Source organism: Frankia sp. QA3 (assembly GCF_000262465.1).
Taxonomy (GTDB): Bacteria; Actinomycetota; Actinomycetes; order Frankiales; family Frankiaceae; genus Frankia.
The window spans coordinates 7,026,554-7,052,929 of record NZ_CM001489.1; the positions used below are offsets into that span (position 1 = coordinate 7,026,554).

A 26,376-nucleotide genomic window follows, 5' to 3' on the forward strand; every position below is an offset into this window, starting at 1 on the left:
ACCGTGGTCGCGAGCGCCGCCGGGCGGCGGTGCGGCGTCAGACCCGCCGCTTGAACGCGACCACCGCCAGCGGCGCGAACACCGCGGCCAGGCCCGCGGCCCACAGCAGCGCGTGCCACGTCGGGGTCCAGACCGGGCCGGAGACGAGCAGGCCGCGGGTGGCGTCGGCGAGTGCCGTCACCGGGTTGACCTTGACGAACGCCTGCAGCCAGCCGGGCATGGTCGACGTCTGGACGAAGGCGTTGCTGACGAACGTCAACGGGAAGATCAGCGTGAAGCCAAAGATCATCACCTTTTCCGGTTCGGACACCAGCATGCCGACGAGCACGGAGATCCACGACGCCGCCAGCGCGAACAGCACCACCAGGCCGCAGGCGGCCAGCGCCTGCAGCGGGCCGGTCTGGACCCGGAAGCCGAGGATGTAGCCGAGGCCGAGCAGCATGGCGATGGCCCACAGCTGCTTGGTCATGTCGGCGAGGATCCGCCCGGCCAGCGGCGCGCAGCGGGCGATCGGCAGCGAGCGCAGCCGGTCGAACACCCCCTTGGTGAGGTCGGTGTTCAGCCCGGTGCCGGTGTTGAGCGTCGTGAACAGGGTGTTCTGGACGATGATGCCGGGCAGCGCGAACGTCAGGTAGTCGCCGGTCGAGCCGGAGATCGCCCCGCCGAACACGTAGGTGAACAGCAGCAGGAACATCAGCGGCTGGACGCTGAAGTCGAGCAGCTCCATCGGGTTGTGCCGGACCTGCACGAGGGTGCGCCAGGCCAGCGTGGCGGTGTGGCGAAGCGCGTCGAGCGGGGTGACCCGCGCGGAGCCGACCGGCTCCGCGCCCCCGGTCGTCCCGGGGGTCTGGCTCGGCAGGGTTGTGGTGAGGGCGGTCACGGCGGGTCAGCTCCTCGTCGCCGCGGGAATTCGCGCGGCCGGGTCGTCGACGGCCGGCTCGCCGCCGTTCACGTCGGTGGGGGAGGTCGGCTCGGTGGGGTTCGAGCCGGCCGTGGCCGGGTGGCCGGTCAGCGCGAGGAACACCTCGTCCAGGCTGGAGCTGCGCAGGGTGATCTCCCCGACGGTCACGCCGGCGTCGTCGAGGCGGCGAACGAGCGCCGGTAGCACGGCCGGGTCGGTGACACGGGCGCTGACGAGGCTGCCCGCGACGTCCGGCGCCACCCCGACCAGCTCGGCCACCGTCGCCGCCACCAGCGGCGTGTTGGCGGCGTCCCCCGGGCGGACCGCCAGGGTCTGCGCGCCGGTCTGCTTCTTCAACGCCTCCGGCGAGCCGTGGGCGATGATCCGCCCGTGGTCGACGACCGCGATGTCGTCGGCGAGCTGGTCGGCCTCCTCGAGGTACTGCGTCGTGAGCAGCACGGTGACGCCGTGGCCGCCGACCAGGTCGCGCACGACGTCCCACATCTCGTTGCGGCTGCGGGGGTCCAGGCCGGTGGTCGGCTCGTCGAGGAACAGCAGCCGCGGGCGGCCGACCAGGCTCGCGGCGAGGTCGAGGCGCCGGCGCATGCCGCCGGAGTAGGTCCTCGCCGCCCGGTCCGCGGACTCGGTGAGCCGGAAGTCGGCGAGCAGCTCGCGGGCCCGGGCCTTCGCGGCGGACCGGGACAGCCCGAGCAACCGGCCGATCATCAGCAGGTTCTCGCGGCCGGTGAGCATCTCGTCCACCGACGCGTACTGCCCGGTGAGCCCGACGAGCTGGCGGACCCGGTGGCTGTCGTGGCGCACGTCGTACCCGCCGACCAGCGCCCGCCCGGCGTCCGGCCGGATCAGGGTCGCCAGCACGCGGACCGCGGTGGTCTTGCCGGCACCGTTGGGGCCGAGCAGGCCGAAGACCGTGCCGGCCGGCACGGTCAGGTCGACGCCCGCGAGCGCCGTCGTCGCGCCGTAGCGCTTGACCAGCCCCTCGGCGACGATCGCGGGAGTGGAGTGTTCGTGTCTGACCGTCATGCCGATCAGCTTGCAGGCTGCCACTGACAGTTTGGCGAGACGCCGTTGAGCCGGCGGGGGTGTCACGGCCGTCGCGCTGACAGCTCGCTGACACCGACCCGCCGGCCCCGGCACCGACCCGCCGGCCCCGGCACCGACCCGCCGGCCCGGCGCCGGCCCCGGCACCGACCCGCCGGCCCGGCGCCGGGCCCGGTTCCTGCCGGGGTCCCGCCTTCCTTGCCCTTCCACAGGGTTTCGCGTCCGTTGTGTCCCCGTGGAAAGGCAAGGGTCGCGGCGCGGGGTCAGCCGGTGCGGCGGCGGGCCTTGGGGCGCAGGGACGGGTTCCCGCTGTAGTGCTCGACGCCGGCGATGTCGGTGCCCGGGGGGACGACCTTGTCGATCGCGTCGAGCGTGGTCGCGTCGAGGGTGACGTCGGCGCCGGCGAGCACGTCGTCGAGCTGCGCCAGCGTCTTCGGCCCGATGATCGTCGACGTCACCGCCGGGTGGCTGTCCACGAACGCCAGCGCCAGGTGGGTCAGCGAGATCCCGGCCTGCTCGGCGATGGTGGCGAGCCCCTCCACCGCGTCGTACCGGGCGGGCGTGCTCGGGTCCTCGGCCAGCCCGGCACCGCCGCGGCGGCGGGCGAACACACCCTCCGACCCGTAGCGCGAGCCCGTCGGGATCTCGGTGTCCCGCCGGTACTTGCCGGTCAGCCAGCCACCGGCCAGCGGGCTCCACGGGATGACGCCCACGTCGTGGCGCAGCGTCGCGGGCAGCACGGCCTCCTCGATCGACCGGGCGAAGATCGAGTACTGCGGCTGCTCGCAGACGAACCGCTCGCTGTTGCGGCGGCGCGCGGCCCACTGCGCCTCGACGATCCAGTCGGCGGGGAACGACGACGAGCCCAGGTAGCGGACCTTGCCCTGGTGGACGAGGTCGGTCAGGGCGCCGAGGGTCTCCTCCAGGTCGACGTCCCAGTCGTGGCGGTGCACCTGGTACAGGTCGATGTAGTCGGTGTCGAGACGGCGCAGGCTGTCCTCGACGGCCCGGATGATCCACCGCCGGGAGCCGCCGCGGTGGTTGCGCTCGTCGCCCATCGGGTTGAAGCACTTGGTGGCCAGGACGATGTCGTCCCGGCGGCCCTTGATGGCCTTGCCGACGACCTGCTCGCTCTCGCCCTGCGAGTAGACGTCGGCGGTGTCGATGAAGTTGATGCCCGCGTCGAGCGCGCGGCCGATGATGCGTTCGCACTCGTCATGGTCGGTGTTGCCGAAGGCACCGAACATCATGGCGCCCAGGCACTGCGTGCTGACCTCGACGCCGGTCCGGGCGAGCTTGCGATACCGCATGGATGGAGCCTCCTGCACTGTCGTCGCTGACCCTGCATGTGTCGTCGCCGATCCCGCGCGGCCGCGCCCGTCCCCCCGCACTGCCTATTCCCCGCACTGCCTATCCCCGTTATCCCAGTTATCCCAGCTATCCAGCTGTCTCGCGGGATTAATCGGACACCGAGGGCTCCGGACAAGCAGGGATCGTCGCCCCGCACCCGACCGTAACGATGAGAGTGCGCTCGAAGTCAACCCCGGGTGGCGAGGTCCGGCCCAGGGGGCTGCGCCCGGCGTCTATGCGTTGAAGTGTGTTGACATAGCGTGATGGAGACCCTGGTGTGACGGTTGCCACCTTGGCAGGGGGGCCGCTCGAACAGCCACGCCGTATCGGCATCAGGGAGAGCGCATGTACCCGGGGGCATTCGCCGACCAGTTCCCCGACAAGCCGGCCGTGATCGTCGCCGGCACGGGTGCCGTGCTCACCTACGGCAGGCTGGAGGAGGCCTCGAGCCGACTCGCCCGCCGCCTGCACGAGGCCGGTCTGCGCCGCGGGGACCATCTCGCTCTGCTCACCGACAACGACCCACGGGCGTTCGAGGTCTTCTGGGCGGCGCTGCGCTCGGGCCTGTACATCACGGCCGTCAACCGGCACCTCGTCGCGGGCGAGATCGCCTACATCATCGACGACTGCGGCGCGCGGCCTCGTCGTCTCGGCCGCCATGCTCGACGTGGCCGAGCAGATCGTCGAGGCGACCCCCCGCGTCGGGCTCCGGCTGGTCTACGGCGCGGACGCGGGTGCGTCGAGTACGTACGGCTCGTACGACGAGGCACTGGCCTCGGTGCCTGCCGGCCCGCTGCCCCACCAGCCGTGCGGCGCGGACATGCTGTACTCGTCCGGCACCACCGGCCGGCCCAAGGGGATTCGGGACGACCTGCCCGACCGCGAGGTCCACGAACCCGGCGATCCGCTGGTCACCCTGTTCGGGTCGAGGTACGCCTTCGGCCCCGACACCGTCTACCTCTCGCCTGCGCCGATCTACCACGCCGCGCCGCTGCGGTTCGGCGGCTGGGTGCACCGCCACGGCGGGACGGTCGTGCTGATGGACCGCTTCGACGCCGAGGGCGCGCTCGCCGCGATCGAGCGCCACCGCATCACCCACAGCCAGTGGGTGCCGACGATGTTCGTCCGCATGCTCAAACTCGCCCCGGCCGTTCGGGCGAGGTACGACCTGTCCAGTCACCGGGTCGCCGTCCACGCGGCGGCGCCCTGCCCGCCCGAGGTGAAACGGGCGATGATCGACTGGTGAGGGCCGATCATCTACCAGTACTACTCGTCGACGGAGAAGGCCGGCGCCACGTTCATCACGACCGAGGAATGGCTGCGCAAGCCCGGCTTGGTCCGCCGCCCCGGGATGGGGATCGCCCGGATCTGCGGTGACGACGGCGCCGAGCTGCCCACCGGCCAGGTCGGCACGATCTTCTTCCCAAGGTGCTCGACGTCGCGGTCATCGGCCTGCCCGACGAGGAGATGGGGGAGCGGGTCGTCGCCGTCGTCCAGCCCGCCCCGGCCGCCACCCCGGGCCCCGAGCTCGCCGCCGAGCTGCTGGACTTCCTGCGCCCCCGCCTCGCCGGCTTCAAGATCCCCCGTACGGTCGACTTCGTCGACGACCTGCCGCGCACTCCCACCGGCAAGCTGGTCAAGCGCCAGCTCCGCGACCAGTACCTCAACGCCGTCTGATCCGTGAGCGGGCGGGTTCACCAGACGCCCCATCGGCCGCGGAACTCCGGCGATACCGGGAAAAGGCGGGGAATCGGCCGGATCGGGCCGGGACGATCGTGACCGGACGCGGGAGCGGTGGCCGCGCACCAGTGGCCGGGCGCATCCGCGTCAGGGGCACCAGGCACGGCGGCGGGTGCCCCCGGGCTCGGGGCGACGCGCCCGCGCCGGCCCGGAGATTCGGCGCGGCGTTCGGGGGCATGGTGGGCGGGGTGGCGGGCGGCACCGTTGCCGTCGTGCTGGACGGTGCGGCGGCGCCGCGGTCGGTCGCCGTCCTGACCGGGCTGCTCGCGCTGCTGGCGGTGCTGGTCAGCAGGTGGCCGGAGCATCTCGACACCGCGGTCCACGAGGGCGGTCATGCCCTCGCGGCCTTTCTCGCTGGCCGGCGGGTGGGTGGCGTCTGGGTGGAGTCCGACGGCAGTGGTCTGACGTATTCGTTCGGCCGGCGTCGCGGCGTCGGGTTGTTCGCGACGCGGGCGGCGGGTTACGTCTTCCCCTCCCTGATCGGAGTCTGCTCGGCGCGGCTGCTGGCGGCGGGCAAGGTCACGGCCGTGCTCATCCTGGCGGTGGTGGCGCTCGCCGCGTTGCTGCTCGTGATGCGCAACGGCTTCGGGGAACTGGTCGTCGTCGCGGTCGGCGCCTCGCTGATCCTCGCCGGCCGGTACGCCCCGGGCTGGGTCCAGACCTGGTACGCCTACCTGCTCACCTGGCTGCTGCTGTTCTCCGGCCCGCGGTCGGTGCTGGACCTGCACCGGGCCCGCCGGCGCGGCGCGGTCGGCTCGGACGCCGACAAACTGGCGGCGAGCACCCACCTCCCCGCCCTGCTCTGGGTCCTCGCCTTCGCCGCGGTCAGCCTGTGGTGCGCCCTGAAGGGCGCGACCCTCCTGCTCGCCTGACCTCCCCGTCCCGGCCTTCCTGCCTCACCAGCCCGCATATCCAGCTATCCAGAGGGACGAAACGGGCACGAAAGCCTCCGGATCAGCAGAGGGACAGGGCCCCATCAGCCGGCCGCGGCCGCCTCGACGCGGGCGAAGTGGTCGTCGACGGCGGCCAGCCACGCGAGCGGACGGCTGACCTGGGGGCTGTGGTCGGCGCCGGCGATCACGGCGAGATGGGCGGCCGGGATGCCGTGCGCCAGGGTCCGCGCGCCCGCGCGCAACGTGGAGTCGTGCTCGCCGACGATGACGGTCGTCGGCACGGTGATCTCGCCGAGCCGGGGGACGAGCGAGGGATAGTCGCCGAGTTCCCGGCCCAGCGCGGCGAGCGCATCCGGGTCCGCCTGACCGAGCCCCTCCACCTGGCGCTGTGCGGGACTGCGATGGTCGTGGACCGCGCCCACGCTGCCACTGACCTCCGCCGCGCCCACCGGCCCGTCCGCGGTGCCACCACTGCGGCCGTCGGCATGGGCGGGGCCGGTGCCCGACGCGATCGCCGCCACCCCCTCCAGCACCGCGGCCACGATCCGCTTCGCGACCGGCCCGGTGGCCGGGGCGGCCGCGGTGTCGACGAGCACGAGGGAGCGCACGCGGCCCGGATGATCCAGCGCGTACCGCAACGCGATCACCCCGCCCAGCGAATGGCCGACGAGATGGACCCCGGCCGGCCCGAGCGTCGCGATCAGGGCGGTGAGGTCGGCGAGGAGCAGGCCGAAGGAGTAGCCCGCCCGCCCGCCGGGCGCCCGGCCGCTTGCGCCGTGCCCCCGATGGTCATAGGCGATCACGCGGCGCGACGTCGCCAGGTCGGCTGCCACCGCCGCCCAGTCCGCGGTGCTGCCGGCGATGCCGTGGACCAGCACGACCGGGCTGCCGTCGGCGCCGACCCCGGCGCGCGGGGCGCCGACCGGACGCGTCTCGCGGGGCGGTTGTGGTCCGCTGGGCGGCAGCTTCTCGCCGGACGGCGGCTTCTCGCCGGGCGGCAGCGTCTCGCCGGGCCGCGGGTCTTCGGGTGGCCACGCACCGGGCGGGCCGTCGTCCGGCCGCACGTCCTCGACGTGCAGATCCAGTCCCGCCGCCACCGGCAGCCGCCACCCGCTCGCACTGACCACCCGCACATCTTCACTGGGCGGGGTCGGCCTCACTGGGCAGGGTCGGCCTCACTGGGCAGGGTCGGTCTCACTGGGCGGGGTCGGCCTCACCCCGTCGAGGTCGGCCTCCCGGCGGGCCGGGCGCTCCCGCGGCCGGGCGGCGGCTCGACGTCGTAAGGCTCGGTCTCGCCGGCAATGATCACCGTGTTGAGGACCCGGCGGGACGCGGCGAGATCGTCGATTCTCGCGTCGATCCGGGCCCGCTCCCGGGTGAGGTCCGCGACCAGGCCGGCGCACGGTACCAGGCGGCCCCCGTCCTCCCGCACGCACGGCAGCACCTGGGCGATCAGCGTGGTGGGCAGGCCGGCGGACAGCAGCGTGCGGATCCGGCGGACCTGGTCCACATCCGACTCGGCGTACACCCGGTAGCCGCTGGCCAGGCGCGCCGGGTGCAGCAGCCCCTGCTCCTCGTAGTAGCGCAGCAGCCGCTCGCTCACGGCCGTCCGCCGGGCCAGCTCACCGATGCGCATCCTGATCCTCTTCCCTCGACCCGGGCGGCCTTGACTTTCACATTGATGTCAGACTTTACCGTCGCGACCATGAGCAGCTCATTGAGCGAATCCGCCGACTCGGCGTCCATGCCGCCCACCGAACAGCCGCCGCTGACGCCGGCGGACCGCGGCCCGTGTGCATACCCGCTGGTCGGGAAGGTCGCCGTGGTCACGGCCGCCTCGCGCGGCATCGGGCGGGCCGTGGCGCGCCGGCTCGCGGCCGACGGTGCCGCCGTCGTCGTCAACTGGCACACCAGCGCCACCGCGGCCCGTGAAGTGGTCGCGGGCATTGCCGACGCCGGTGGCCGGGCCGTGGCCGTCCGCGCCGACCTGGGCGACCGCGGCGGCCCCGAGGCGTTGTTCACCGCAGCCGAGGAGACGTTCGGCGGGGTGGACATCCTCGTCAACAACGCGGGCATCACGGCGGTCGCCCCGACAGCCGACCTCGACGAGGACACCTTCGACCGGCTGTTCGCCGTCAACGTCCGGGGCACGTTCCTCGCCCTGCGCCTGGCCGCCCGCCGCCTGCGTGACGGCGGCCGCATCGTCAACATCTCCACCGGCTACACCCTGGCCACCTACCCGAACGTCGGCGTCTACGCCGGGACGAAGGCGGCCGTCGAGCAGATGGCGCGGTCGCTGTCCCGGGAACTCGGCCCGCGCCGGATCACCGTCAACACGGTGCTGCCCGGGCTCGTCGACACCGACGGTCTGTCCGCCGACGTCCGGGCGAACCTCGACGCGTTCGTCGCCGCGACGCCGCTCGGCCGGATCGGCGAGGCCCGGGACATCGCCGACGTCGTGGCCTTCCTGGCAGGGGACGACGCCCGGTGGGTGACGGGACAGGCCATCGTCGCCGCGGGCGGCCTCGTCTGAGCGTGGGTCCGGAGCGCGGCGAGGCCCGACAACGCGGCGAGGCCCGACAACGCGGCGAGGCCCGACAACGCGGCGAGGCCCGACAACGCGGCGAGGCCCGACAACGCGGCGAGGCCCGACAGCGCGGCGAGGCCCGACAACGCGGCGAGGCCCGATGAGGAGTGGCCCGGTCCGGGGTCGTGGCCCGCCGTCCCGGCTCCCGGGCCAGTAGGGTGAGGCCGCCGTGTCCTCGACCGGAATCCACCGGTGTGGCCGAGTCGGGGACCGGGTTCGCCGGTCGTCGGAGCGTCGACCGGGTTCGCCGGTCGTCGGAGCGTCGACCGGGTTCGGACGGGACCGGGCGCGGGACGGGAGGGACGCGGTGACAGCCGAGGGGACCACAGCGCCGGCGGACTACCGGCCGCGCCGGTCGGTGCTGTACATGCCGGGGGCGAACGAGCGGGCGCTGGAGAAGGCGAAGGGCCTGCCGGCCGACGCGCTCATCCTCGACCTGGAGGACGCCGTCGCTCCAAGCGCCAAGCAGGACGCGCGCGAGCGGGTCTGTGCCGCCGTGGCCGCCGGCGCCTACGGCCGCCGCGAGGTGGCGATCCGGATCAACGGCCGTGACACCCCCTGGCACGCCGACGACCTGCGCGCCGCCGCCCAGGCGGGGCCGGACGCCGTCGTCGTGCCGAAGATCGGCTCGCCCGAGGACGTGCACGCCGTCGAGCGGGACCTGGTCGCCGCCGGGGCGCCGGACCACACCCTGATCTGGGCGATGGTCGAGACGCCGATCGCGATGCTGCGCGCCCTGGAGATCGCCCGGTCCTCGCCGCGGCTGGCCGTGCTCGTCATGGGCACCAACGACCTGGCCAACGAGCTGCGCGCCGAGCATGTGCCCGGCCGGGCGCCGCTGCTGACCGGCCTGGGGCTGTGCCTGCTGGCGGCGCGGGCCAGCGGTAAGGCGATCCTCGACGGCGTCTACAACGACGTTCGCGACGCCGAGGGGTTCGCCGCCGAGTGCCGGCAGGGCCGTGAGTTGGGCTTCGACGGCAAGACCCTGATCCATCCCGGCCAGGTGGAGCCCTGCAACCAGGCGTTCTCGCCGTCCGACGAGCAGCTCGCCGAGGCCGCGCAGATCGTGCGGGCCTGGGAGGACGCGGCGGCCGCGGGCCGGGGCGTCGTCACCGTCAACGGTCGAATGATCGAGAACCTGCACGTGGACAACGCCCGCCGGCTGCTCGCCGTCGACGCCGCCATCGCCGAGCTCACCGCCGCCCGCTAGCGGCGAGGCTCGCCGTCGAGGCGCGCTGCTCGGCCGCCCGCCGCGGACCTTCGTGCGGTGGCTCGTACCTGCCCGCCCCCGAGTTTCCCGTGCGCCGGCTGGCCTCGGCGCTCTGAGCGGGGCGGGGGTGGGTCGGGATAACCCGAAGCCGAGTGGTGGGCGTACCGGCTGGGAACGCCGCGGGCACGGCGGCAGGCTGGGAGGCGTCCCCACGGGGACCGGGTGTTCCGCGGAACCGTGTTCGTGGGCGACCGAGCCGTGACACACTGCTTCCGAAGGCGCCGATGACCATGACCACCCCACCGCCTCCCGTCCCCTCGCGGGAGCCTGGACCGCCGCACTGGCCGGGGGCCGCCGGTGGCCTGCCGCCGGACGATGGGCACGGGGGCGGTCTGCCGCCGGGCGGACGTCCGCGGCGCTGGCGGGGGCACCGGGAGTTCGCCTACACCCTGGTCGGCCTGCCGCTGGGCGTCCTCGGCTTCGTCTACGCGGTCGTCGCGATCTCCGCCGGCGCCAGCCTCGCCGCCACCGTCGTCGGCCTGCCGCTGCTGGCGGCCCTGCTCGTCGGCGCCCGCCGGCTCGGCGAGGTGAACCGGCGGCTGGCCACCGGGCTGCTCGGCGCGGGCGTTGCCGCCCCGCGCCCGTTCCGGCCGCGACGCCCCGGCGCGCTCGGCTGGATCCGGGCCGGGCTGGGCGACACGGTCGGCTGGCGGGCCCTGCCCTACCTGCTGCTGAAGTTCCCGCTGTCGCTGATCAGCGGGATCGTCTCGACCGCGCTGTGGAGCTATGCGCTGGGCGCGGTCAGCTATCCGGTGTGGCGGCCGTTCCTGCCGTTGCAGCACGACGGCGATGGTCACGGGCACCGCGGCGCCTCGTTCGGCACCGACTTCTTCCTCGACACCGCCCCCCTCGTCACCGCGGTGACCGTGACCGGGCTGCTCCTGCTGGCCGTCGCCCGCTGGTCGGTGCGCGGGCTGGTGCACCTGGACCTGCTGCTGATCCGGGGCCTGCTCGGCCCGACCCGGCGATCCCTCACGGCGCAGCGGGTGCGCGACCTGGAACGCACCCGCGCCGCTGCCGTCGACGACTCGGCCGCGGCGCTGCGCCGCATCGAACGTGACCTGCACGACGGGGCGCAGGCCCGGCTGGTGGCGATGGCGATGAACCTCGGCGTCGCCCGCGAGCACCTCGCCGCCGACGGGGACGCCGTCGATCTGGACACCACCCGCACGCTGGTCGACGCGGCCCACCGCGATGTCAAGGAAGCCCTCGTCGAACTGCGCAACCTCGCCCGCGGGATCCACCCGCCGATCCTCGACCGGGGCCTTGACGCCGCGCTCGCGAGCCTCACCGCGAGCAGTGCCCTGCCGGTGCGGGTGAGCGTCGACCTGCCGGACCGCCCGTCGGCGGCGATCGAGACGATCGCCTACTTCTGCGTCGCCGAGCTGCTGGCCAACGCCGCCAAGCACAGCCACGCCAGCCAGGCGTACGTCAGCATCATCGGGCGGGCCAAGCGGGTGCGCGTCGCCGTCGGCGACGACGGTGCCGGCGGCGCGCGCATCGCTCCCGGGGGCACCGGGGGGCTCGCGGGTCTGGTGGAACGCGTCCACACCGTGGACGGCTGGCTCAGCCTCACCAGCCCGGCCGGCGGCCCGACCACCGTGACCCTCGACCTGCCGCTGCACGCGTGAGCGGTTCACTGCCGTTGGCATCCGCCCCCGGGGAACCGGCGCCTTGACGCCGTAGTTCGCGGAGATCCGACTTCTTCGGGGTCTTCAAAGATTCCCGATGAATCGACGGGTGTCGATGACGAGCCGGTTTTCGTCGCGCCCAGCAGCGCCGGAGATCGCCTTGACGCACGGCTCTCGGATGGTCTCCGGTGCGCTGCGCGGCGGAATGGACCGGCCCGGTGCTCGCCCGCGCCCGCCGCGGGCGGCGGGATTAGGGTCGTAGCTGTTCCGAGCCGGTGACCGGCACCGGTGATCGTACCGATTGTGATTTTCGACAAATGGACGGGATGGGATTGCATGGCTGACGGACAGCGCGAGGTCCTCGAGGGAACGCCGGCGCCGGCGCAGCGTCATGCCGCCGCCGAGACCATTGCCGGCGGCCCGCTGCAGGAGGAGGGTCCGGGCTCCCTCGAGCCGCTGCGTAACGGCCTCATCGCCTCCCTCGCCCTGATCGCCGTCGTCATGATTTTGATGTGCAGCTACGCAAGTGCCTTCGGGAAGGTCTCCCCGCACGACATCAGCTTCGCGGTGGCGGCACCGCAGGCGGTCGCCGATCAGCTCGACGCCTCACCCGCACTCGATGTCCGTCAGGTCGACGACCTGGCCGCGGCCCGACGGGCGGTCGAGCATCGCGATGTGTACGGAGCGCTGGCGTTCACCAATGCGGACTCGGCCACACTGCTGGTCGCGAGCGGTGGCTCGCGTTCCGTCCAGACGGCGCTGGTCCAGGTGGGCCAGCGGTTCGCCGCCGCGAGCGGGACGACGTTGACCGTCACGGACCTGGCCCCGACCTCGTCGGGCAATCCCAGCGGAACGATCGAGTTCTACGCCATCGTCTTCCTGGCGATCGGGAGCGCGCTCGGCGCCACGGTGCTGGGGCGCGTCCTGGGGACCGTGCGCAATCTCCGGCACATGGGGTGGCGGGTCGGATTCCTGATGTTCTTCACCGGCCTGCTCAGCCTGGCGGCCACGGTGTTCGTCGACGGCGTGTACGGCGCGCTGGCCGGCCATCCCGTACCGCTGTTCGGAGTGCTCTGGGGATACACGACGGCGATCTGCCTGGCCTGCACGGGCGTTGCGTCGCGTTTCGGAACGCTGGCTTCCATCGTGCTCACGTTGACGCTGACGATTCTCGGCAACCCCAGCGCGGGCGGGCCGGTGGGTCGGCCGTTGCTCAACGACTTCTACGCCGCGCTGACCCCGTACTTCCCCCATGGCGGCGGCCTGTCGGTGCTGCGCGGCGTCCAGTACTTCGACGGCCGCGGCATCGCCTCGGGCGTCGTCTGCCTCGTGGTCTGGGCCGGCGTCGGACTGCTGCTCCTGGCCGGTGCGGCCTTCCGCACCGGCCTGCGGACCGGGGCCGCCGCGACGGCGCCGACGACCGGCCAGCCACCGACATCCGGGTGACCGTACGGAAGATCTCTCGCACGGTCACCCGATCACGTGGCCGCCGCCCGTTCGTCAGGAGCTCTTCGCGGCCTCGAGGGCGTCGAGGAGCTTCTGCCAGGGGAACAGGGCCTTCCACCCCTCGATGTCGGGGATGTTCTCCAGCACGATGCCCTCGTATTCGAAGATCACCTGCACGCCCCAGGACCGCAGGGTCGCGATGTTCGCGAGGAACGCGGGATGCTTCGCGTGGGTCGGGTTCGGCGGCAGCCCGATGATGATGGGGATTCCCGAGCAGATGGTCTCGTTGAGCAGGCTCAGCGCGAGGGTGTCCGAGATCCCGCCCGCGAACTTGTTCACCGTGTTGAAGGTGGCCGGTGCCACCACGATGGCATCGGGTACCGGACGTTCCTCGTTGTCGTCCTCCACCAGCGCGTACTCGCTGCGTACCCCGTGGCCGGTGAGACCGGCGAGCAGCCCGGTGTCGATGAACTTCAGCGACGACGGGGTGGCGACGACCCGGATGTCCCAGCCGGTGGCCTGCGCCTGTTTGACGAAGACGGGGAGGTCGTCGGCGGGATACCCGCCACCGCAGACGACGATGTAGAGCGCGCGATTTCCGACAGTCATGGCGAAGAAACCCATCTCGAGGCCACGGAGAAACTGGAAGTATTCGTTCCAGCCGCCATTCTCCCGCCGGTTCGGCCGCTTTCCGGGCGGGGCTGCCGAACGTCGGGTGCGGATGGTCCGAAGGTCCCGCCGCACCCGGCTACCGGCAGGGGTGCGGTCAGATCCGGGTGAACGCCTCCGCGTCGCGGCGGAAGCGGTCGAGCTCGGTCAGGCTGATCGTCGGGCGGGCCTGCCGGGCGGCGTCGAGCAGGTCCGTGGTGCCCAGCGGGGTGGCGGCGGGGCTCTGGCCACCTTCCGGGCCGGCCGCGTCCGAGCCGGACTTGCCGTGCAGCCAGCTGCTGTCCGCGGCCCGGTGGAAGGCCGCCGCGGCCGAGCGCTGCACGACCGCGGAGAGGTCTGCCGGGGTGAACAGGTCGGTCGCGGCCACCACCGCGTCCAGGTCGATCTCCGCCTTGTTGGCGACCCGTTCCAGCAGCCCCTTCAGCAGCACGCGGCGCCCGGTGGCGTCGGGCGGCCCGACCGGGAGCACCAGGTCGAACCGGCCGGGCCGGACGAACGCCGGGTCCAGCGCCGACACCGCGTTCGTCGCGCAGATCAGCAGCCGGCCCTGCACCCCGCGGAACAGCGGGATCGCCTTGAGCAGCTCGTTGACGACCGACTGGTTCTCCGGCCGCGTCTCGCGGGACTGGGCGATCTCGTCGACCTCGTCGATGAACACGACGACGCGTTCGACGCCCATCAGGTCGTTGATCGCCGAGCGCAGCTCCGCGGCGAGCCCGGCCGCCCCCGAGGCCAGCCGCGACGGCAGCAGCTCGACGAACGGCCACTCCAGCCGCGCGGCGACCGCGCGGGCGAACGACGTCTTGCCGGTCCCGGGCGGCCCGAACAGCAGCATCGCCGTGGGGATGACCACGCCGTAGGCCTCGGCCAGCTCCCGCTCCCGCACCGGCAGCAGCAGCCGCTGCTCGATGAGCTGGCGCTCATCCTCCATGCCCGCGAGGTTGGACCACTCGGATGTGCTCAGCAGCGCCCCACCCCAGCGCTCGACGGTCGACACGTCCGCCGGGCGCAGCGGGATCTGCTTGTCGTAGAGCACCTGCCCGGTGGCGACGAAGCCACGGTTGAGGAACGCCTCCTCCCCGGACTGGCCGGGGGTGATCAGCGTGGTGATCCGCCGGCAGCCGGTGTGCAGGAGCAGGTTCTCCACGCTCTGCAGCAGGCCGGAGCCGATGCCGTGGTGGCGCCAGGCCGGCGCGATGGCGACCGTGAGGACCCGACCCGCGCCGCCCTCCTTGCGCCCGACCGCGGCCCCCACGATGTGCTCGCCCGCGACGGCGACCACCGCCGGGGACTCGGTGTCGGGCGGCTCGTGCCGCAGCGCCAGCACGGTGTCGGTCAGGTTGATCGGCGGTCCGCCCGGCGTGCTGCGCACCTCCTCGAGCAGCCGCACGGTCGCCGCGTAGTCGACGGTCTCGTAGGGACGGATGTGCCAGATGGGCACGCTGGCTCCTTCAGGTCGGTCACCGACGGATCGTCGAGACGACTCTGCCTTGGCGTTTGCGGCGAACCCGCCAGGACTGATGGAGCTTTGTGGGGGGACCTTGGGACCGGCACCCGTTGACGAAGGCAGTCTGTGTGCCCGAGGGTGCTCCCCCGGGCAGGGTCGCCGCGGCGCTGGTCGGCGGCCGGAGAAACCGCCCGGCCGGCTGCGCAGACGCTGGTGGACGCGCGGCGCCGCGTGGTGGTGACGCTGCTCGCCAGGCACCTTCGACGGGCGGGCCGGCGACGCTCCTTCGGGCGCCCGCATCGTGGACCCCGCCACGCCCGTCCGGGGGAGACCATTCCTTCCTGGCGCCCCCGGATGGGTGGGATCGACGGGTGATCGACGGATGTCCGGCGGGGGATCGCCGGGGGATCGGCGTCGGCGTGGGGTGGGGAGTTCGCCGCGGTGCGCGCCGAGCGTCGCGTCCGCGTCTGCGAGGTCCGCGTCTGCGAGGTCGGCGTCTGCGAGGTCGGCGGGGGCAGTCAGGGCAGCGGCGCGGCGAGGGTGAGCACCCGGGTGATCTGGGCGGGGGCGAGGTTGTCGTCGCTGATCAGGGTGAGCGTGGCCGGTCCGCGGCCGGCGGGCGGCGCGGCGACGGCGAGGCCCTCGTAGTTGTCGAGCAGCGGGTTGAGCTGCGGTTCCCGGCTGGTCGCGCCGAGGGCCGGGCAGCGGACGAGGTCGGCGACCGGTCGCTTGCCCACGATGTCGGCGGCCGGCGCGGTGGCGAGGTCGGCGACGCCGCTGACGTCCGGGGCCCGGTCGGCGCCGGTGACGGCGTAGAGGGTGGCGGTGTTGCCGACGTTCGGCGTGAACGACGCCTCCAGCACGACCAGCCGCCCGTCGCCGTAGGCCGTCGCCTCGGCGATCCGGTTGCCCGGGTCGACCTGATAGCCGAGCTGGCGGACCAGCCGGAACCCGCCGGGCGCGCCGGAGTCGGCGGCGTAGACGAGGATTCGGCGGAATCGGGCCTGCCCGCCCCCGGTCGGGGCGTCCCCGGCGAGCGTGCCCTCCATCGCCGCGTAGACGAACCGGCCCGACGGCGCGACCGACAGGCCCTCCAGGGTGGCGTTCGCCTTCGCCTCGCCGGCCGGTGCGACCGCGAACCGGGCCGGCACGGGCAGCTCCCCGGCCTGCCGGCCGTCCCGCCCGAACACCCGCACCGACGGCTCCGTCTCCGAGCTGACCAGGAACCGCCCGTCCGGCAGGACGGCGACGCCCTCGCCGTCGAAGCTCGTCGCGTCGTAGGGGGTGCCGTCCGGGCGGCGCAGGGTGAGCGTGCCGGTCAGCTCGGGGTGGCGCGGGTCGCGGACGAAGAACAGCCGCGCCGGCTCCGTCCCGCTGTGGTCCTGGACCGCCACGTACCCGCCGCCGCGCCGATCCGCGGCGAGCCCCGACAGCCCCCCGACCGCCACGCCGTCGATCGACGCCTTGTCCAGCGCGTCGCTGAACCCCACCGCGACCGCCCCCGGCGGGCAGGCCCTCTCCCGCGGGCCGCCCGGCACCGACGCCGACGCCGTGGCGGCACCGGCCACTGCGGGAGTGGAGGTGGTCGTCGATGCGGCTGCCGTCGAGACGGCGGAACACGCCAGTGCCGCCGCCGCGGCGGTGGCCAGGACGATGCGACGGGTCGGCGCCATAGCGTCACACTTCCCGGGCGGGGGTGACCGGCGGAAGGCCTGCCGGGTGAACGGCGTCCGAACAGACGCTCACGGGCTCTCCTGCTCTCGGGTGGGGCCCCTGCTCTCGGGTGGGGCCGGTGGCAAATGTGCGTCGGTAGTCGCGTGGCGGGACACCACGGCGGAGGATGAACTGCTCCCGGAGCAGGGCCGCGCCGCCGTAGCCGACCCTGCGGGCGATCTCCTCGACGGGCAGGTCTGTCGCCTCCAGCAGTTCCTCGGCCCGGTTGAGTCGGTGCGCGATCAGCCAGGCGTGCGGGGTGGTTCCCGTGGCGGCGGTGAAGCGGCGCGCGAAGGAGCGGCGGCTCATCAGGGCCCGCTCGGCGAGATCAGCCACTGTCAGCCGGCGGTCGAGGTTCGCCTGAGCCCAGGTCAGCACCTCGCGGAGCCTCTGGTCGTCCGGATGGGACGGAACCGCAGCGCTGATGTACTGGACCTGGCCCCCGTCTCGATGAAGGGGGGTGACCAGGGCACGGGCGATTTCCCCGGCGACGGTGGCGCCGTGCTCCCGGCGGATCAGGTGCAGGCCCAGGTCGATGCCGGAGACCGCGCCGGCGCCGGTGAGGATGTTCCCCTGGTCGCAGTAGAGCGCGTCGGCGCGCACGGTCACCGCGGGGTAGCGGGCGGCGAACTCGGCCGCGTACTGCCAGTGCGTGGTCGCAGTGCGGCCGTCGAGCAGTCCCGCCTCCGCCAGGAGGAAAACCCCGACGCAGTGCGCGGCCACGATCGCGCCGCGCTCGTACGCCGCCCACAGCGCGTCGCGCAGCGTCGTGGAGAAGTCGGTGCGGAACTGCGTCCCCGGCAGCAGGAACACCAGATCGGCGGTGGCCAGGGGTTCCAGTCCGTGCGCCACCTCCAGCGGGAGACCGAGGTCTGTGTGTACCGGGCCAGGGCGGTGCGCGCAGACCACGGGCTCGAAACCCGGCAGGTCGGAACGCGGGCTGAACAGCGCTCCCACGACGCCGAGGCTGAACGCGGTGACGCCCTGCGGCGCGTACGCGGCGACCGTGCGGAAGGCCATGCGCCACATCCTGGCACGAAAACTGCGATGCGTGGCTGCACGGCCACTGTTGTGATCGGCGGCGGCCGGCGAGGCTCGTACCCGAGACGACAGGAAGGATCTCCATGACCGAGAAGATCATTCTGGTCACCGGCGCGACCGGGAACCAGGGCGGTGCGGCAGCGCTGCGACTGCTCGCCGACGGCTGGCGGGTCCGGGCCCTCACCCGGGCTCCGGCCGGGCCCGCCGCGACCGCGCTGGCGATCGCGGGCGCCGAGATCATCGCCGGGGGTCCGGCCGACCGAGCGTTCCTGGACGGCGCCGTCGCCGGCGTCCATGGCGTGTTCAGCGTGCAACCGAGCCCGCTGGCCCCGGACCCGGTGACCCCGCAGGAGGAGGCCCGGTGGGGACGCAACGTCGCCGACGCCGCACGCGCCGCCGGCGTCGAGCATCTGGTGTACGCATCGGTGGCCGGGATCGAACGCAGTCGCCACCTGCGTGCCTTCCAGGCGAAGTGGCAGATCGAGGAGCACATCAGGGAGATCGGTGTCCCGTTCACCATCCTGCGACCGGCGTCGTTCATGGAGAACTACGTGAACCCCGCGTTCGGCGTCCAGAGCGGGACGCTGGCGACCGCGCTGCACCCCGACACACCCGAACAGCTCATCGCGCTGGAGGACATCGGGACCTTCACCGCGCTCGCGTTCGGGGAACCGGATGAACACCTGGGCCGGACGATCGCGCTGGCGGGCGACGAGCTGACACCGCCGCAACTGGCGGCCGCGCTTGGACAGGCCGTCGGGCGTGAAATCCCGTACACGCAGATTCCGGTCGAAGCTGTCCGAAGCCAGTCCTCGGACTCTGCGGACGCGCTGGAATTCCTCAACGCCGGGGGCGGGTACGGTGTCAGCATCCCCGAGGCCCGCAAGCTGCACCCCGGTCTGATGGACTTCGACACCTGGCTCGATCGCCACGGCCGAGCCAGGCTCGCCGGGTTCTTCGCCAGCGGTCGCCTACCAGCCCACGGCGGCGAAGTTCTCGCCGCGTCGGAACAGCTCGATGCCGGTGCGGGATGAGGCGTACGTCCGCGCCGGCAGCGCGCCGAGGGGGAACCAGGCGATCCCGGCGCACTTGTGCGGTTCGGCGTTGACCGGTTCGCCCGGCCAGCTCGCGGGCCGGAAGAACAGGCCCAGGCGCGCGATGCCGCGGTGATTGCGGGAGTGGACCGTGGCGGTAAGGGTGAGCCGGGCCCGGTCGAGGACGAGGCCGGTCTCCTCTCGGGCCTCGCGCACGAGCGCGGAGGCGGCGTCCTCGTCCTGTTCGAGCTTCCCGCTCGGCAGGTTCCACCAGCCGTCGGCGAATCCGGTTCCCGCGCGCAGGGCGAGCAGCACCTGGTCGTCGCGGACCAGGAGCAGGAAAACGTCCACAGGAATCGTGTAGGTCATTGCACGCCCGGGGCCGCCCGGATTCAGTCCTCATCGGCCGGGGAGCTGAGCAGGGCGGCCACGGAGGCGGGGATCCGGAAGCCGATGGCCTGGCCGGACTGGTCGTCGTAGACGGCGTCCAGCAGCGGCTCGGCGTCGAGCGGGATGCGCCCCCGGCCCTGGAAGTAGGCGACAATGCGGCGCACAGGACGGGTGAACCCGCGTAGGCTGCGGTCGGCGCCGTAACCGGCGATCCGGTACACCTCGTCGCGGCTGATGAAACCGTCGGACTCGGCGGCCCGTTCGATCGCCCGCGCCTGCACCGCCGCCTCCTGGCGCAGCCGATTGAGGACCGCGTCGACCGCCGCGGCGGTCCAGCCGGGCTCCTGCTCCTCAGACTCGTCGTCCCGATCGTCCTGCTCCTGCTGGAGCTGCTGGACGCGACCGACGTCGGCCAGGGCGGCGGCGGGAACCTCGACGCTGAGCACCTCGCCGGCCAGCCGCAGCAGCTCGTCGGGCCGGACCATGAACAGCGCGCACCCGGCCGTGTCGAGCAGCTCACGGACGAGTTCGGGCCGCGGGCCGATGGGGAGCCCCTGGTCGAGGCGCCACCAGTCCTCCTTGACGTCCCCGGTGACGAACAGGACGGCGCAGCGCCGCGCCGCGGCCTCCACCTGTATCTGCTTCCACAGCACGTAGTCGCCGGCGGGAGCGGTGCCCTTCTTCGCGCCGTCCTTGTAACCGGGCGGGATCTGCTGCTCGACTCGGCGCAGTCCCTCCTTGAGCGCCGCCTGATGCTCGTCGGGCGGCAGCGCGGGGCCGACCCGCCCGTCAAGGATGGCCCCCAGCCGCTGCACCACCGGGTCCAGATTGGAATCGATGGAATACCGCGCCATTCCCCGGTCGTGGGCGGCCGCGATCTGCTCCGACACGTGGTTGAATCCGGCAGCGAGGGCCTTGTGCAGGTCGGTTGCCTCCGCACTGTCGAGGGAGAGTCGGTTGGTCCAGGTGCGGATCACCTTCTCGGCCTGGTCGTGCAGCTTGTGCAGCTCGTTCTGGGTCGCCGTCGTGCCCCGCGGGTCGCGCAGCACGTTGTTGCGCTGGGTCCAGAACTCCGCAATGACCTGATGTGGCGCCCAGACCCGCTCCCCGAGCCCGGTGAGCACGTCCAACTGGTTGTCGCGCGCCTCCGGGTGATAACGGTACAGGTTGAGCAGGACGTTCGTGTCCGGCACGACCATGCCGGTGGTGAGCACCCGCCGATAGTCCTCGGCTGAGGGCGTACGGTATGCCTCGAACCCATCAAACAGCCCGCGCTTTTGTGGCGTCCTCGGTGCCGAGCCTTCCGAAGCCGTTATTGATTCCCCCATGCCGACAGTCTAGAATGTTGCTAGGAAGACAACAGCGGGGAGTCCCCCTGCATTGCTCGGTCACTCAGCCGGGCGCCCACGGTCGCGTCGATTATCTTGCGGATGAGCCGCTCCCGGTTCTCCTTGGCAAGATGCGGGATACGTAGGGCGTCGGCCAGGGAGGTCAGCCTGGGTATGGTGCCGAACCGGTCAAGATGGTCGTGCGCCTCGGCGCGGCTCGCCATGGCCAGCAGCACGCCCCGGACCTCGGTTGCCTCCGCTGCCGAGACGGGGGCGGTGGGCCGACGACCAGTGGCCGAGCGGCTCGTGGGCCCCGGTCGTCTCGCTTGATGCGGTGACTGCGCCGGGGCGGCACGGGCTGGTGGGGCGGGGCCGAGGAACACGTGCCCGCTGCCCGAGCCAGCCGGCCGGGCCTGCGGCGGTGTCGGCGGCGCGTCGAGGATCAGGGCGCGTCGTCCGGAGACGAGGTCGTGCAGGCCGTCCTCGTCGAGACCCTCGACGAGGACGGCTAGCCGATGCAGGATCGCCGCGAACGCCGCTGGCCGATCGTCAGGCATGGCCCAGGGCCTCCAGTCGTTTGGTGAACTCCGTGCCCAGTCCCTGCCACTGTGCGAGGAGATCGCCGGCTGGCGGCGGGTCGGCGAGGACGAGCGGCACATTGTCCGCGGCCGCCTTCGCGTACGGGACCGGGTTGTCGAAGATGACAGACTCGAAAGTGGGGTACTCCTCACGCACCATATGGATGAAGGTCCGCAGCGATGCGGACACCTCGTTCCCCCGTTGGCGGCGGGCCATCGTGAAGACCACGCCGAGGATTCGCGGCAGCAGCCGCGTGGGCATTCCACGGCGGGCGGCCGCGCCGCCACCCATCGCGTTATACCGAGCCTGGAAGAATCCGAGGCGCTCCCGGAGATGGCCGATTGCGAGCCTCGACAACTCGTCTGGCCGGGCCGGCACCACCAGGCCGTCGCTGGCGACAACCGCCGCGCGAGTCAGAACGCCGAAGTTCGGCGCGCAGTCGAGGAGCACGAGGTCGTAGCCTTCCGCCCGCACTGATGCCACAGCGGCGACAAGACGTCCGTAGACCCGTAGGAATGGCGTGCGCGGGGGCGTCGGGCTGCCCAGTTCATAGACGAGCCGCTCCTCGGCGTCGCTGAGCTGGAGATCGGCGGCGACGAGATCGAGCCGTCCGCCGTCAAGGTAGAAGTTGGCCTGCTCCGGCGTCACTACGACGTCGGCCAGGCTGGGCGGGTCGCCTCGGGATCGCCACGCCCCCAGCCAGTGCGCGATGGTCCGGTTCGGCCGTAGGCGGTCGCCCCAGTGCTCGGGCGGATAGAAGGACAGCGTGAGGCTGGACTGCGGGTCGAGGTCGATGAGCAGGACCCTGCGGCCCTCGCGGGCGAGCTGGGCGCCGAGGTTCGCGGTCACGGTGGTCTTGCCGACGCCGCCCTTGTAGTTGACGACGGTGACAACGCGCATGTCCGCCTCCGGCTGTGCCGCCCCCACAGCGGGCCACGGGCCGAACGCTAATCGGCGGGGCCGACTCCGCCTGCCGTTCGGAACATCCCGGACATCGGCGTCATCGGGTGCCCGCTCAGCCCCGATATGTGTGCTTTGAAGGCTTGGTGGATGTATGCAGCGGTTCCGTCGCTGGTAGCGGGTCCTGCCGGCTCAGTCGCTCTTCGCGTGGTCGATGACCTCCTCGTCGGTCAGGGGGGAGGCGGGGTGATGGGTCAGGCACAGCGGGGTGCGGATCTTCTCGAACGTCAGCGCCTCGCTCGTGGCGTAGAACTCGCCGACGCCGAGCCGGCCGATGTCCGCCGCGTCGCCCCCGCTGGCGCGCGCCATCAGCCGGGCCGCGTCGATCTGGGTCGGGCTGTTGAGCCGGCCGAAAAGCTGCGTGGTCGCGTTCCCGGGGATGCCGTTGTGCAGGTTCTTCGGCGCCTGGGTGGCGAACACCAGCCCGAGGCCGTACTTGCGCGCCTGGGCGGCGAGCGCCAGCGTGCTGGCGGTGCAGGCGGTGGTCGGCCCGGACGGGGCGAACGTCTGCGCCTCGTCCATGACGAACAGCCCGCCGAGGGGACGCTCGCCCGCGGGGTTGCGCTTCACCCAGGCGAACAGGGCGAGCTGGAGCTGGTTGACGAAGCTCTGGCGCTGCTCGTCCTGGGGCAGCCCGATCAGGCTGATCACCGAGACGCGGGCGCGGCGTCCCGGCGCCGGGCGCAGCAGCACCCCCGGGTCGACCGGCTCGCCCTGGCCGCCGAACAGCGGGTCGTTCACCATCGCCGCGCGCAGCGTCTGCGCCAGGCCCTTCGCGAGCTTGTCGGCGGGGTCGAGGTCGGTCACCCCGTCCGGCAGCTCCGCGAGCAGCTCCACGAACGCGGTCAGGCCCGACCGGTTCCCCCGGGCGAAGTGGCGCAGGGCGGCGGTCAGGATCGCCCGGCCGATGCTCGCCCGGGACGTCGCGCCGGTCACGCCCGCGCGGGCCGCGAGCGTGGCCACGGCCGCGTCGACCGCCGCGGCGAACTCGTCCGGGTCGTCGCGCAGGCCGGCGAAGTCGGGCAGCGGCTGGAAGCTCACCGGCCGGCCGCCGTCGCGCCGCGGCGTCCAGATCACCACGTCGGTGCCGGCGAGGTAGTCGTCGGCGAGGCTCTTGTCCCCATCCCGCCAGCCGGCCGGCGGGCTCGGCCACGCCTCGCCCAGGCGGGCCAGGTCGTTGTTCGGGTCCAGCACGATCGAGGACACGCCGCGCAGCGCCGCCTCCTCGACCAGCCGCCGGATCAGCACGGTCTTGCCCGACCCGGACCCGGCGAAGATCGCAATGTGCCGGCGCAGGACGGCCAGGTCGAGCCGGGCCGGCGCCGCCGATGCCAGCGAGCTGCCGAGGACGAAGCTTGACGGCTCCGCCGGCACAACCGGTTCTGTGCCGCAGGCGGGGAGGGCTGCTTCGGTGCCGTCGGGCGGTCCGGTGGCGGCGTCGCCGAGGGCGGTGCGCAGCAGGGACGTCCCGCTGGCGGGGCGCCGCGCGGTCAGCCATTCGCGCAGGTGGGGATGCTGGCGTTCGAACAGCGCCCGCAGCGCCGCGAAGGTGGCCAGGTCGTCGCGGTCGAGACGGTGCAGGACGCCGCCCGCGGCGGTGAAGGCGGCGAGCGCCTCGTGCGTCTTCGCGCCGTGGCCCCAGTCGGTGTTACGCAGCAGGAACAACCGCCGACGCGGGTTGCCGACGGCGATCCCGGCCATCACGCAGGCGCTGGTGATGCGGGGCAGGATCGCGCGGCCGTGGCCGGAAGTGATCGCCCGGAACGACCACTGCGCCTGCTCACCGGTCTCGGAGTTGAGGGTGTGGGACAGCCGGGCGTGCAGCGGCGGGCGGGTGCTCGGGCTCGGTTCGAGGCTGAAGCCGCGGCTCGTCCCGCCGTTCTCGGTGATCCACGCGGTGAGTCCCGCGTTCAGCAGCTCCGGCATCAGGATGTCCTCGTTGGCCGGCGTCACGCTGGGCACGGTCGCCACCAGCTCGGCGAACAGCGCGTCAAGCTCCGCCAGGAACGGCCCGGCCACCTGCGGCGTCACCACGCTCGGGGCTGGATCGGTCGAGCTCTCGTCCGGCTCCGGTGCCAAGCCGGCCCGTTCCTCGCCCGGCGTGGGACCGGCCCCCGCTTCGGTGTCGGCCTGGGTGGGCCCTCCCGGAATGGGTCCGGCGGGTTCGGCGGATCCGGCGGGTCGGGTGTGACGAGTGGGGGCGTGGCCGGCCGGTCGGGCGGAGGAGGAGGGCTCCGCGGCGAAGTCGTCCAGCTCGCGGACGGCCCCGGCGGACAGGCAGGTCTCCAGGTGCCGGTCGATGCGTTGCAGCAGCTCACGCGGGGTGTACTGCGGGGCGCGGTCGAACGCCGCGCGGGTCACCGGCCACGTCGGGTACGGCGGGGTGAAGCCGATCCGGTCGAAGTCCTCCCGGAACCGTTGCTCGATGATCCGGACGGTGATCGCCGGATCCTCCAGCCGGTTCAGCGGCATGATCTCGTGAAAACGGTCGCGGACGGAGGTGACCGCGTTCTCCCGGAACAGGATCCAGCTCGTTGGCAGGCAGGCCAGCAGGCACAGCGTCCGCTCGGTCCGCTCGTGCAGCATGAGCAGCCCGTCGGCGAGCACGTTGAACGCCACCGACCCGCCGCGCCGCCCATCCGGATCGTCGTCACGGACCGCCGCCTCGGCCACGACCGTGTCGACCTGGTCGACCGCGATCACGCTCGGTCCGGTCAGGGCCAGCAGCCGGGACAGCTCGTGCACGATGTCGGCCGGGCGGCGGGTCGCGGGCCGGATGCCACGCCGGGCCCGCTCACCGGGCTCCTGCTCGTCCATCGAGCGCAGGTAGGTCTCGCCGATGGTCTGCTCGTCGTAGTCCTCGGAGTTGTACAGCGCCAGGGCCCGCAGGGTGTGCTGGCATTCCCGCGCCAGAGCCCGGTCGTGGTCGCCCAGTGCGACGATGAGGTCCTTCAGGTGCCCCGGTTCCAACGCCGTCTCACCCACGACGGAGGCGGTGAGGTCCGCGGGCGAGCCCAGCAGCTCGCACAGCGACCGCAGGAACCGCTGAAGCTGGCTCTCCCCGTCGACCAGCCGGAACAGGTCCGTCAGCATCGACCCGACGACGCTGTCGTGGAACGCGTTGCTGCTGACGTGCCCGACCAGGAAGAAGTACCCGCCGAGGTCCTGGACCTGCTGGCGGACCCAGCCGAGCAGGTGCGTCTTGCCCGTGCCGGCATGGCCCTGCACGACGACGCCGAGCGGCTTGCGGGTGTCGGCCTCCATCAGGGCGGCGAGGATGCGCCGCCGTGGCCCCGTGTGCAGGCCGTCGACGTGGACGGGGGAGGTGCGCCAGACGTCCTCCAGCGCGTGCACCCAGTCGAGCCTGATGGCGGCCAGGGCGTCCAGATCGGTGATCACGCCGGTCCGATCAGCAGCAGGTGGTTGTCGTGCTCGCCGATCCGGACGGCCGCCGCGCGGTCGGCGGCGGTCAGCGACTTCTGGTCCTCGTCCGGCACGACCCGCACGTCCGGCTGGCGCGCCATCCGCCGCAACGCCCGGTCGACCTGCGCTTTCGCGGTGCCGCCGAGCAGCGGGCGGACCTTCGCCAGCCGCACCCAGTCGTACGGCCCGGCGGCGAGGCTGACATACGCCGCCCGGATCGCCGCCTCGACGTCCACGCCGCCGTCCTCGTCGACCGCGCCATCGGCGGGCCCGGTGGCGTCCGCGGGTCCGACAGCCTGGGCTGGCGTTGTCCGAGTCGCCTTCGCCGCCGCCCCGGTCGCGGCCTTCTCCGCCTCAGCGTTCTCCGCGGTTGCCGTCGCCGTCTCGGTCGCTGTCGGTGGGGCCGTCGCAGTGCCCGCGGCCGGCTCCGTGCCCGGGTCGGGCGGTGCCGGTGTCGCGGCACGCGCCGGCGGGGAATCGGCCGGGTCGGACGGGTCGGCGCGGAACATCTCCCCGATGGTGATCCGCTCCCGCTCCAGGAACCGGTGCAGGCCCTCGGCGACGGCGAAGAAGACCCCGGCGGGCAGGGTGCCCGTCTCGATCGGACGCGGCGCCAGCTCCTGACGGCCCCGAGCCCAGCCGGTGTCGGTGACCTGATGGAACAGGAAGTTGCCGTGGCCGGGCACCTTCGCACTCTCGACGAGCCGGAGCTCGTTGAGCCGGCGGCGCTCGGCGCCGACGAGGGTGAACCGGAACCGCTCGCGCAGCTCCTCGTTGGAGATCGGCCGGTCCTGGGCGAGCAGGGCCAGCAGGATCGCCGCCTCCCGGGCGGTCAGGGCCGAGCGGTCGCGGGGCGCCGAGCCTTTGCGGGTCGTGGGGCTGGGGCGGGTCGCAGAGTTGTCGGGGGTCATG

General features: G+C 72.9%; 21 protein-coding genes and 1 pseudogene. 7 read left to right on the top strand and 15 right to left on the bottom strand.

The features are described from left to right. Window positions 1-37: 37 nt before the first annotated feature. From FRAQA3DRAFT_RS28700 to FRAQA3DRAFT_RS28710, 3 genes are all read right to left on the bottom strand, one after another. Window positions 38-880, bottom strand: a complete 843-nt coding sequence (locus FRAQA3DRAFT_RS28700) for an ABC transporter permease (protein WP_009742562.1) — start codon at window positions 878-880, stop codon at window positions 38-40. Between the two features lie 6 nt (window positions 881-886). Beyond that, window positions 887-1,945 (bottom strand): ATP-binding cassette domain-containing protein, encoded by a 1,059-nt coding sequence (locus tag FRAQA3DRAFT_RS28705; protein ID WP_083873699.1) that lies wholly within the window; start codon window positions 1,943-1,945, stop codon window positions 887-889. 281 nt (window positions 1,946-2,226) lie between these two features. Further along, window positions 2,227-3,273 carry an aldo/keto reductase gene (locus FRAQA3DRAFT_RS28710; protein ID WP_009742564.1) on the bottom strand — a complete coding sequence of 349 codons (1,047 nt, stop codon included), beginning with the start codon at window positions 3,271-3,273 and terminating at the stop codon, window positions 2,227-2,229. A 385-nt stretch (window positions 3,274-3,658) separates the two neighbouring features. Here FRAQA3DRAFT_RS28710 and FRAQA3DRAFT_RS28715 point away from each other — a divergent pair. Both FRAQA3DRAFT_RS28715 and FRAQA3DRAFT_RS28720 read left to right on the top strand, forming a co-directional pair. Beyond that, window positions 3,659-4,990: pseudogene (locus tag FRAQA3DRAFT_RS28715) on the top strand (AMP-binding protein). Window positions 4,991-5,241: 251 nt separating this feature from the next. After that, window positions 5,242-5,925 carry a M50 family metallopeptidase gene (locus FRAQA3DRAFT_RS28720; RefSeq protein ID WP_232291811.1) on the top strand — a complete coding sequence of 228 codons (684 nt, stop codon included), beginning with the start codon at window positions 5,242-5,244 and terminating at the stop codon, window positions 5,923-5,925. A gap of 104 nt (window positions 5,926-6,029) precedes the next feature. On the opposite strand, the gene FRAQA3DRAFT_RS28725 is transcribed toward FRAQA3DRAFT_RS28720, so the two are convergent. Both FRAQA3DRAFT_RS28725 and FRAQA3DRAFT_RS28730 read right to left on the bottom strand, forming a co-directional pair. Continuing rightward, the gene (locus FRAQA3DRAFT_RS28725) at window positions 6,030-7,073 is read right to left on the bottom strand and encodes an alpha/beta fold hydrolase (protein WP_232291812.1); all 1,044 of its coding nucleotides are present in this window, start codon (window positions 7,071-7,073) and stop codon (window positions 6,030-6,032) included. 86 nt (window positions 7,074-7,159) lie between these two features. Then, window positions 7,160-7,582, bottom strand: coding sequence for a MerR family transcriptional regulator (locus FRAQA3DRAFT_RS28730; protein WP_009742567.1), 423 nt, complete (start codon window positions 7,580-7,582; stop codon window positions 7,160-7,162). A 45-nt stretch (window positions 7,583-7,627) separates the two neighbouring features. On the opposite strand from FRAQA3DRAFT_RS28730, the gene FRAQA3DRAFT_RS28735 reads away from it, so the two are divergent. From FRAQA3DRAFT_RS28735 to FRAQA3DRAFT_RS28750, 4 genes are all read left to right on the top strand, one after another. After that, window positions 7,628-8,479, top strand: a complete 852-nt coding sequence (locus FRAQA3DRAFT_RS28735; RefSeq protein ID WP_009742568.1) for a glucose 1-dehydrogenase — start codon at window positions 7,628-7,630, stop codon at window positions 8,477-8,479. A gap of 421 nt (window positions 8,480-8,900) precedes the next feature. Next, window positions 8,901-9,743 (top strand): CoA ester lyase, encoded by an 843-nt coding sequence (locus FRAQA3DRAFT_RS28740; RefSeq protein WP_051054673.1) that lies wholly within the window; start codon window positions 8,901-8,903, stop codon window positions 9,741-9,743. 290 nt (window positions 9,744-10,033) lie between these two features. Further along, window positions 10,034-11,434 (top strand): sensor histidine kinase, encoded by a 1,401-nt coding sequence (locus FRAQA3DRAFT_RS28745; protein ID WP_232291814.1) that lies wholly within the window; start codon window positions 10,034-10,036, stop codon window positions 11,432-11,434. 336 nt (window positions 11,435-11,770) lie between these two features. Next, window positions 11,771-12,880, top strand: a complete 1,110-nt coding sequence (locus tag FRAQA3DRAFT_RS28750; protein ID WP_009742571.1) for a hypothetical protein — start codon at window positions 11,771-11,773, stop codon at window positions 12,878-12,880. Window positions 12,881-12,934: 54 nt separating this feature from the next. On the opposite strand, the gene FRAQA3DRAFT_RS28755 is transcribed toward FRAQA3DRAFT_RS28750, so the two are convergent. The 4 genes from FRAQA3DRAFT_RS28755 to FRAQA3DRAFT_RS28770 form a co-directional block, all read right to left on the bottom strand. Beyond that, window positions 12,935-13,489 carry a flavoprotein gene (locus FRAQA3DRAFT_RS28755; RefSeq protein WP_035923706.1) on the bottom strand — a complete coding sequence of 185 codons (555 nt, stop codon included), beginning with the start codon at window positions 13,487-13,489 and terminating at the stop codon, window positions 12,935-12,937. Between the two features lie 157 nt (window positions 13,490-13,646). Further along, window positions 13,647-14,990 (bottom strand): ATP-binding protein, encoded by a 1,344-nt coding sequence (locus FRAQA3DRAFT_RS28760; RefSeq protein WP_009742573.1) that lies wholly within the window; start codon window positions 14,988-14,990, stop codon window positions 13,647-13,649. Between the two features lie 524 nt (window positions 14,991-15,514). Beyond that, on the bottom strand, window positions 15,515-16,669 hold the full coding sequence (locus tag FRAQA3DRAFT_RS28765) for an esterase-like activity of phytase family protein (protein ID WP_009742574.1): 1,155 nt from the start codon (window positions 16,667-16,669) through the stop codon (window positions 15,515-15,517). Between the two features lie 4 nt (window positions 16,670-16,673). Next, entirely contained in the window at window positions 16,674-17,729 is a 1,056-nt protein-coding gene (locus FRAQA3DRAFT_RS28770) for a GlxA family transcriptional regulator (RefSeq protein WP_009742575.1), read from the bottom strand. A 104-nt stretch (window positions 17,730-17,833) separates the two neighbouring features. Here FRAQA3DRAFT_RS28770 and FRAQA3DRAFT_RS28775 point away from each other — a divergent pair, with 104 nt between their 5' ends. After that, on the top strand, window positions 17,834-18,784 hold the full coding sequence (locus FRAQA3DRAFT_RS28775) for an NmrA/HSCARG family protein (RefSeq protein WP_009742576.1): 951 nt from the start codon (window positions 17,834-17,836) through the stop codon (window positions 18,782-18,784). On the opposite strand, the gene FRAQA3DRAFT_RS28780 is transcribed toward FRAQA3DRAFT_RS28775, so the two are convergent. From FRAQA3DRAFT_RS28780 to FRAQA3DRAFT_RS28805, 6 genes are all read right to left on the bottom strand, one after another. Then, window positions 18,722-19,135, bottom strand: a complete 414-nt coding sequence (locus FRAQA3DRAFT_RS28780; RefSeq protein ID WP_232291815.1) for an NUDIX domain-containing protein — start codon at window positions 19,133-19,135, stop codon at window positions 18,722-18,724. The two genes, FRAQA3DRAFT_RS28775 and FRAQA3DRAFT_RS28780, sit on opposite strands and share 63 nt — an antisense overlap. Window positions 19,136-19,176: 41 nt before the next feature. Beyond that, window positions 19,177-20,388 carry a PIN-like domain-containing protein gene (locus tag FRAQA3DRAFT_RS28785; protein ID WP_009742578.1) on the bottom strand — a complete coding sequence of 404 codons (1,212 nt, stop codon included), beginning with the start codon at window positions 20,386-20,388 and terminating at the stop codon, window positions 19,177-19,179. 134 nt (window positions 20,389-20,522) lie between these two features. Beyond that, window positions 20,523-21,059, bottom strand: a complete 537-nt coding sequence (locus FRAQA3DRAFT_RS35530) for a hypothetical protein (protein ID WP_009742579.1) — start codon at window positions 21,057-21,059, stop codon at window positions 20,523-20,525. Further along, window positions 21,052-21,981, bottom strand: coding sequence for a ParA family protein (locus tag FRAQA3DRAFT_RS28795; RefSeq protein ID WP_009742580.1), 930 nt, complete (start codon window positions 21,979-21,981; stop codon window positions 21,052-21,054). The genes FRAQA3DRAFT_RS35530 and FRAQA3DRAFT_RS28795 overlap by 8 nt, the downstream gene beginning before the upstream one ends. A 192-nt stretch (window positions 21,982-22,173) precedes the next feature. Then, entirely contained in the window at window positions 22,174-25,440 is a 3,267-nt protein-coding gene (locus FRAQA3DRAFT_RS28800) for a helicase HerA domain-containing protein (protein ID WP_009742581.1), read from the bottom strand. Continuing rightward, window positions 25,437-26,375, bottom strand: a complete 939-nt coding sequence (locus FRAQA3DRAFT_RS28805; RefSeq protein WP_009742582.1) for a hypothetical protein — start codon at window positions 26,373-26,375, stop codon at window positions 25,437-25,439. The genes FRAQA3DRAFT_RS28800 and FRAQA3DRAFT_RS28805 overlap by 4 nt, the downstream gene beginning before the upstream one ends. Between the last annotated feature and the right edge of the window lies 1 nt (window position 26,376).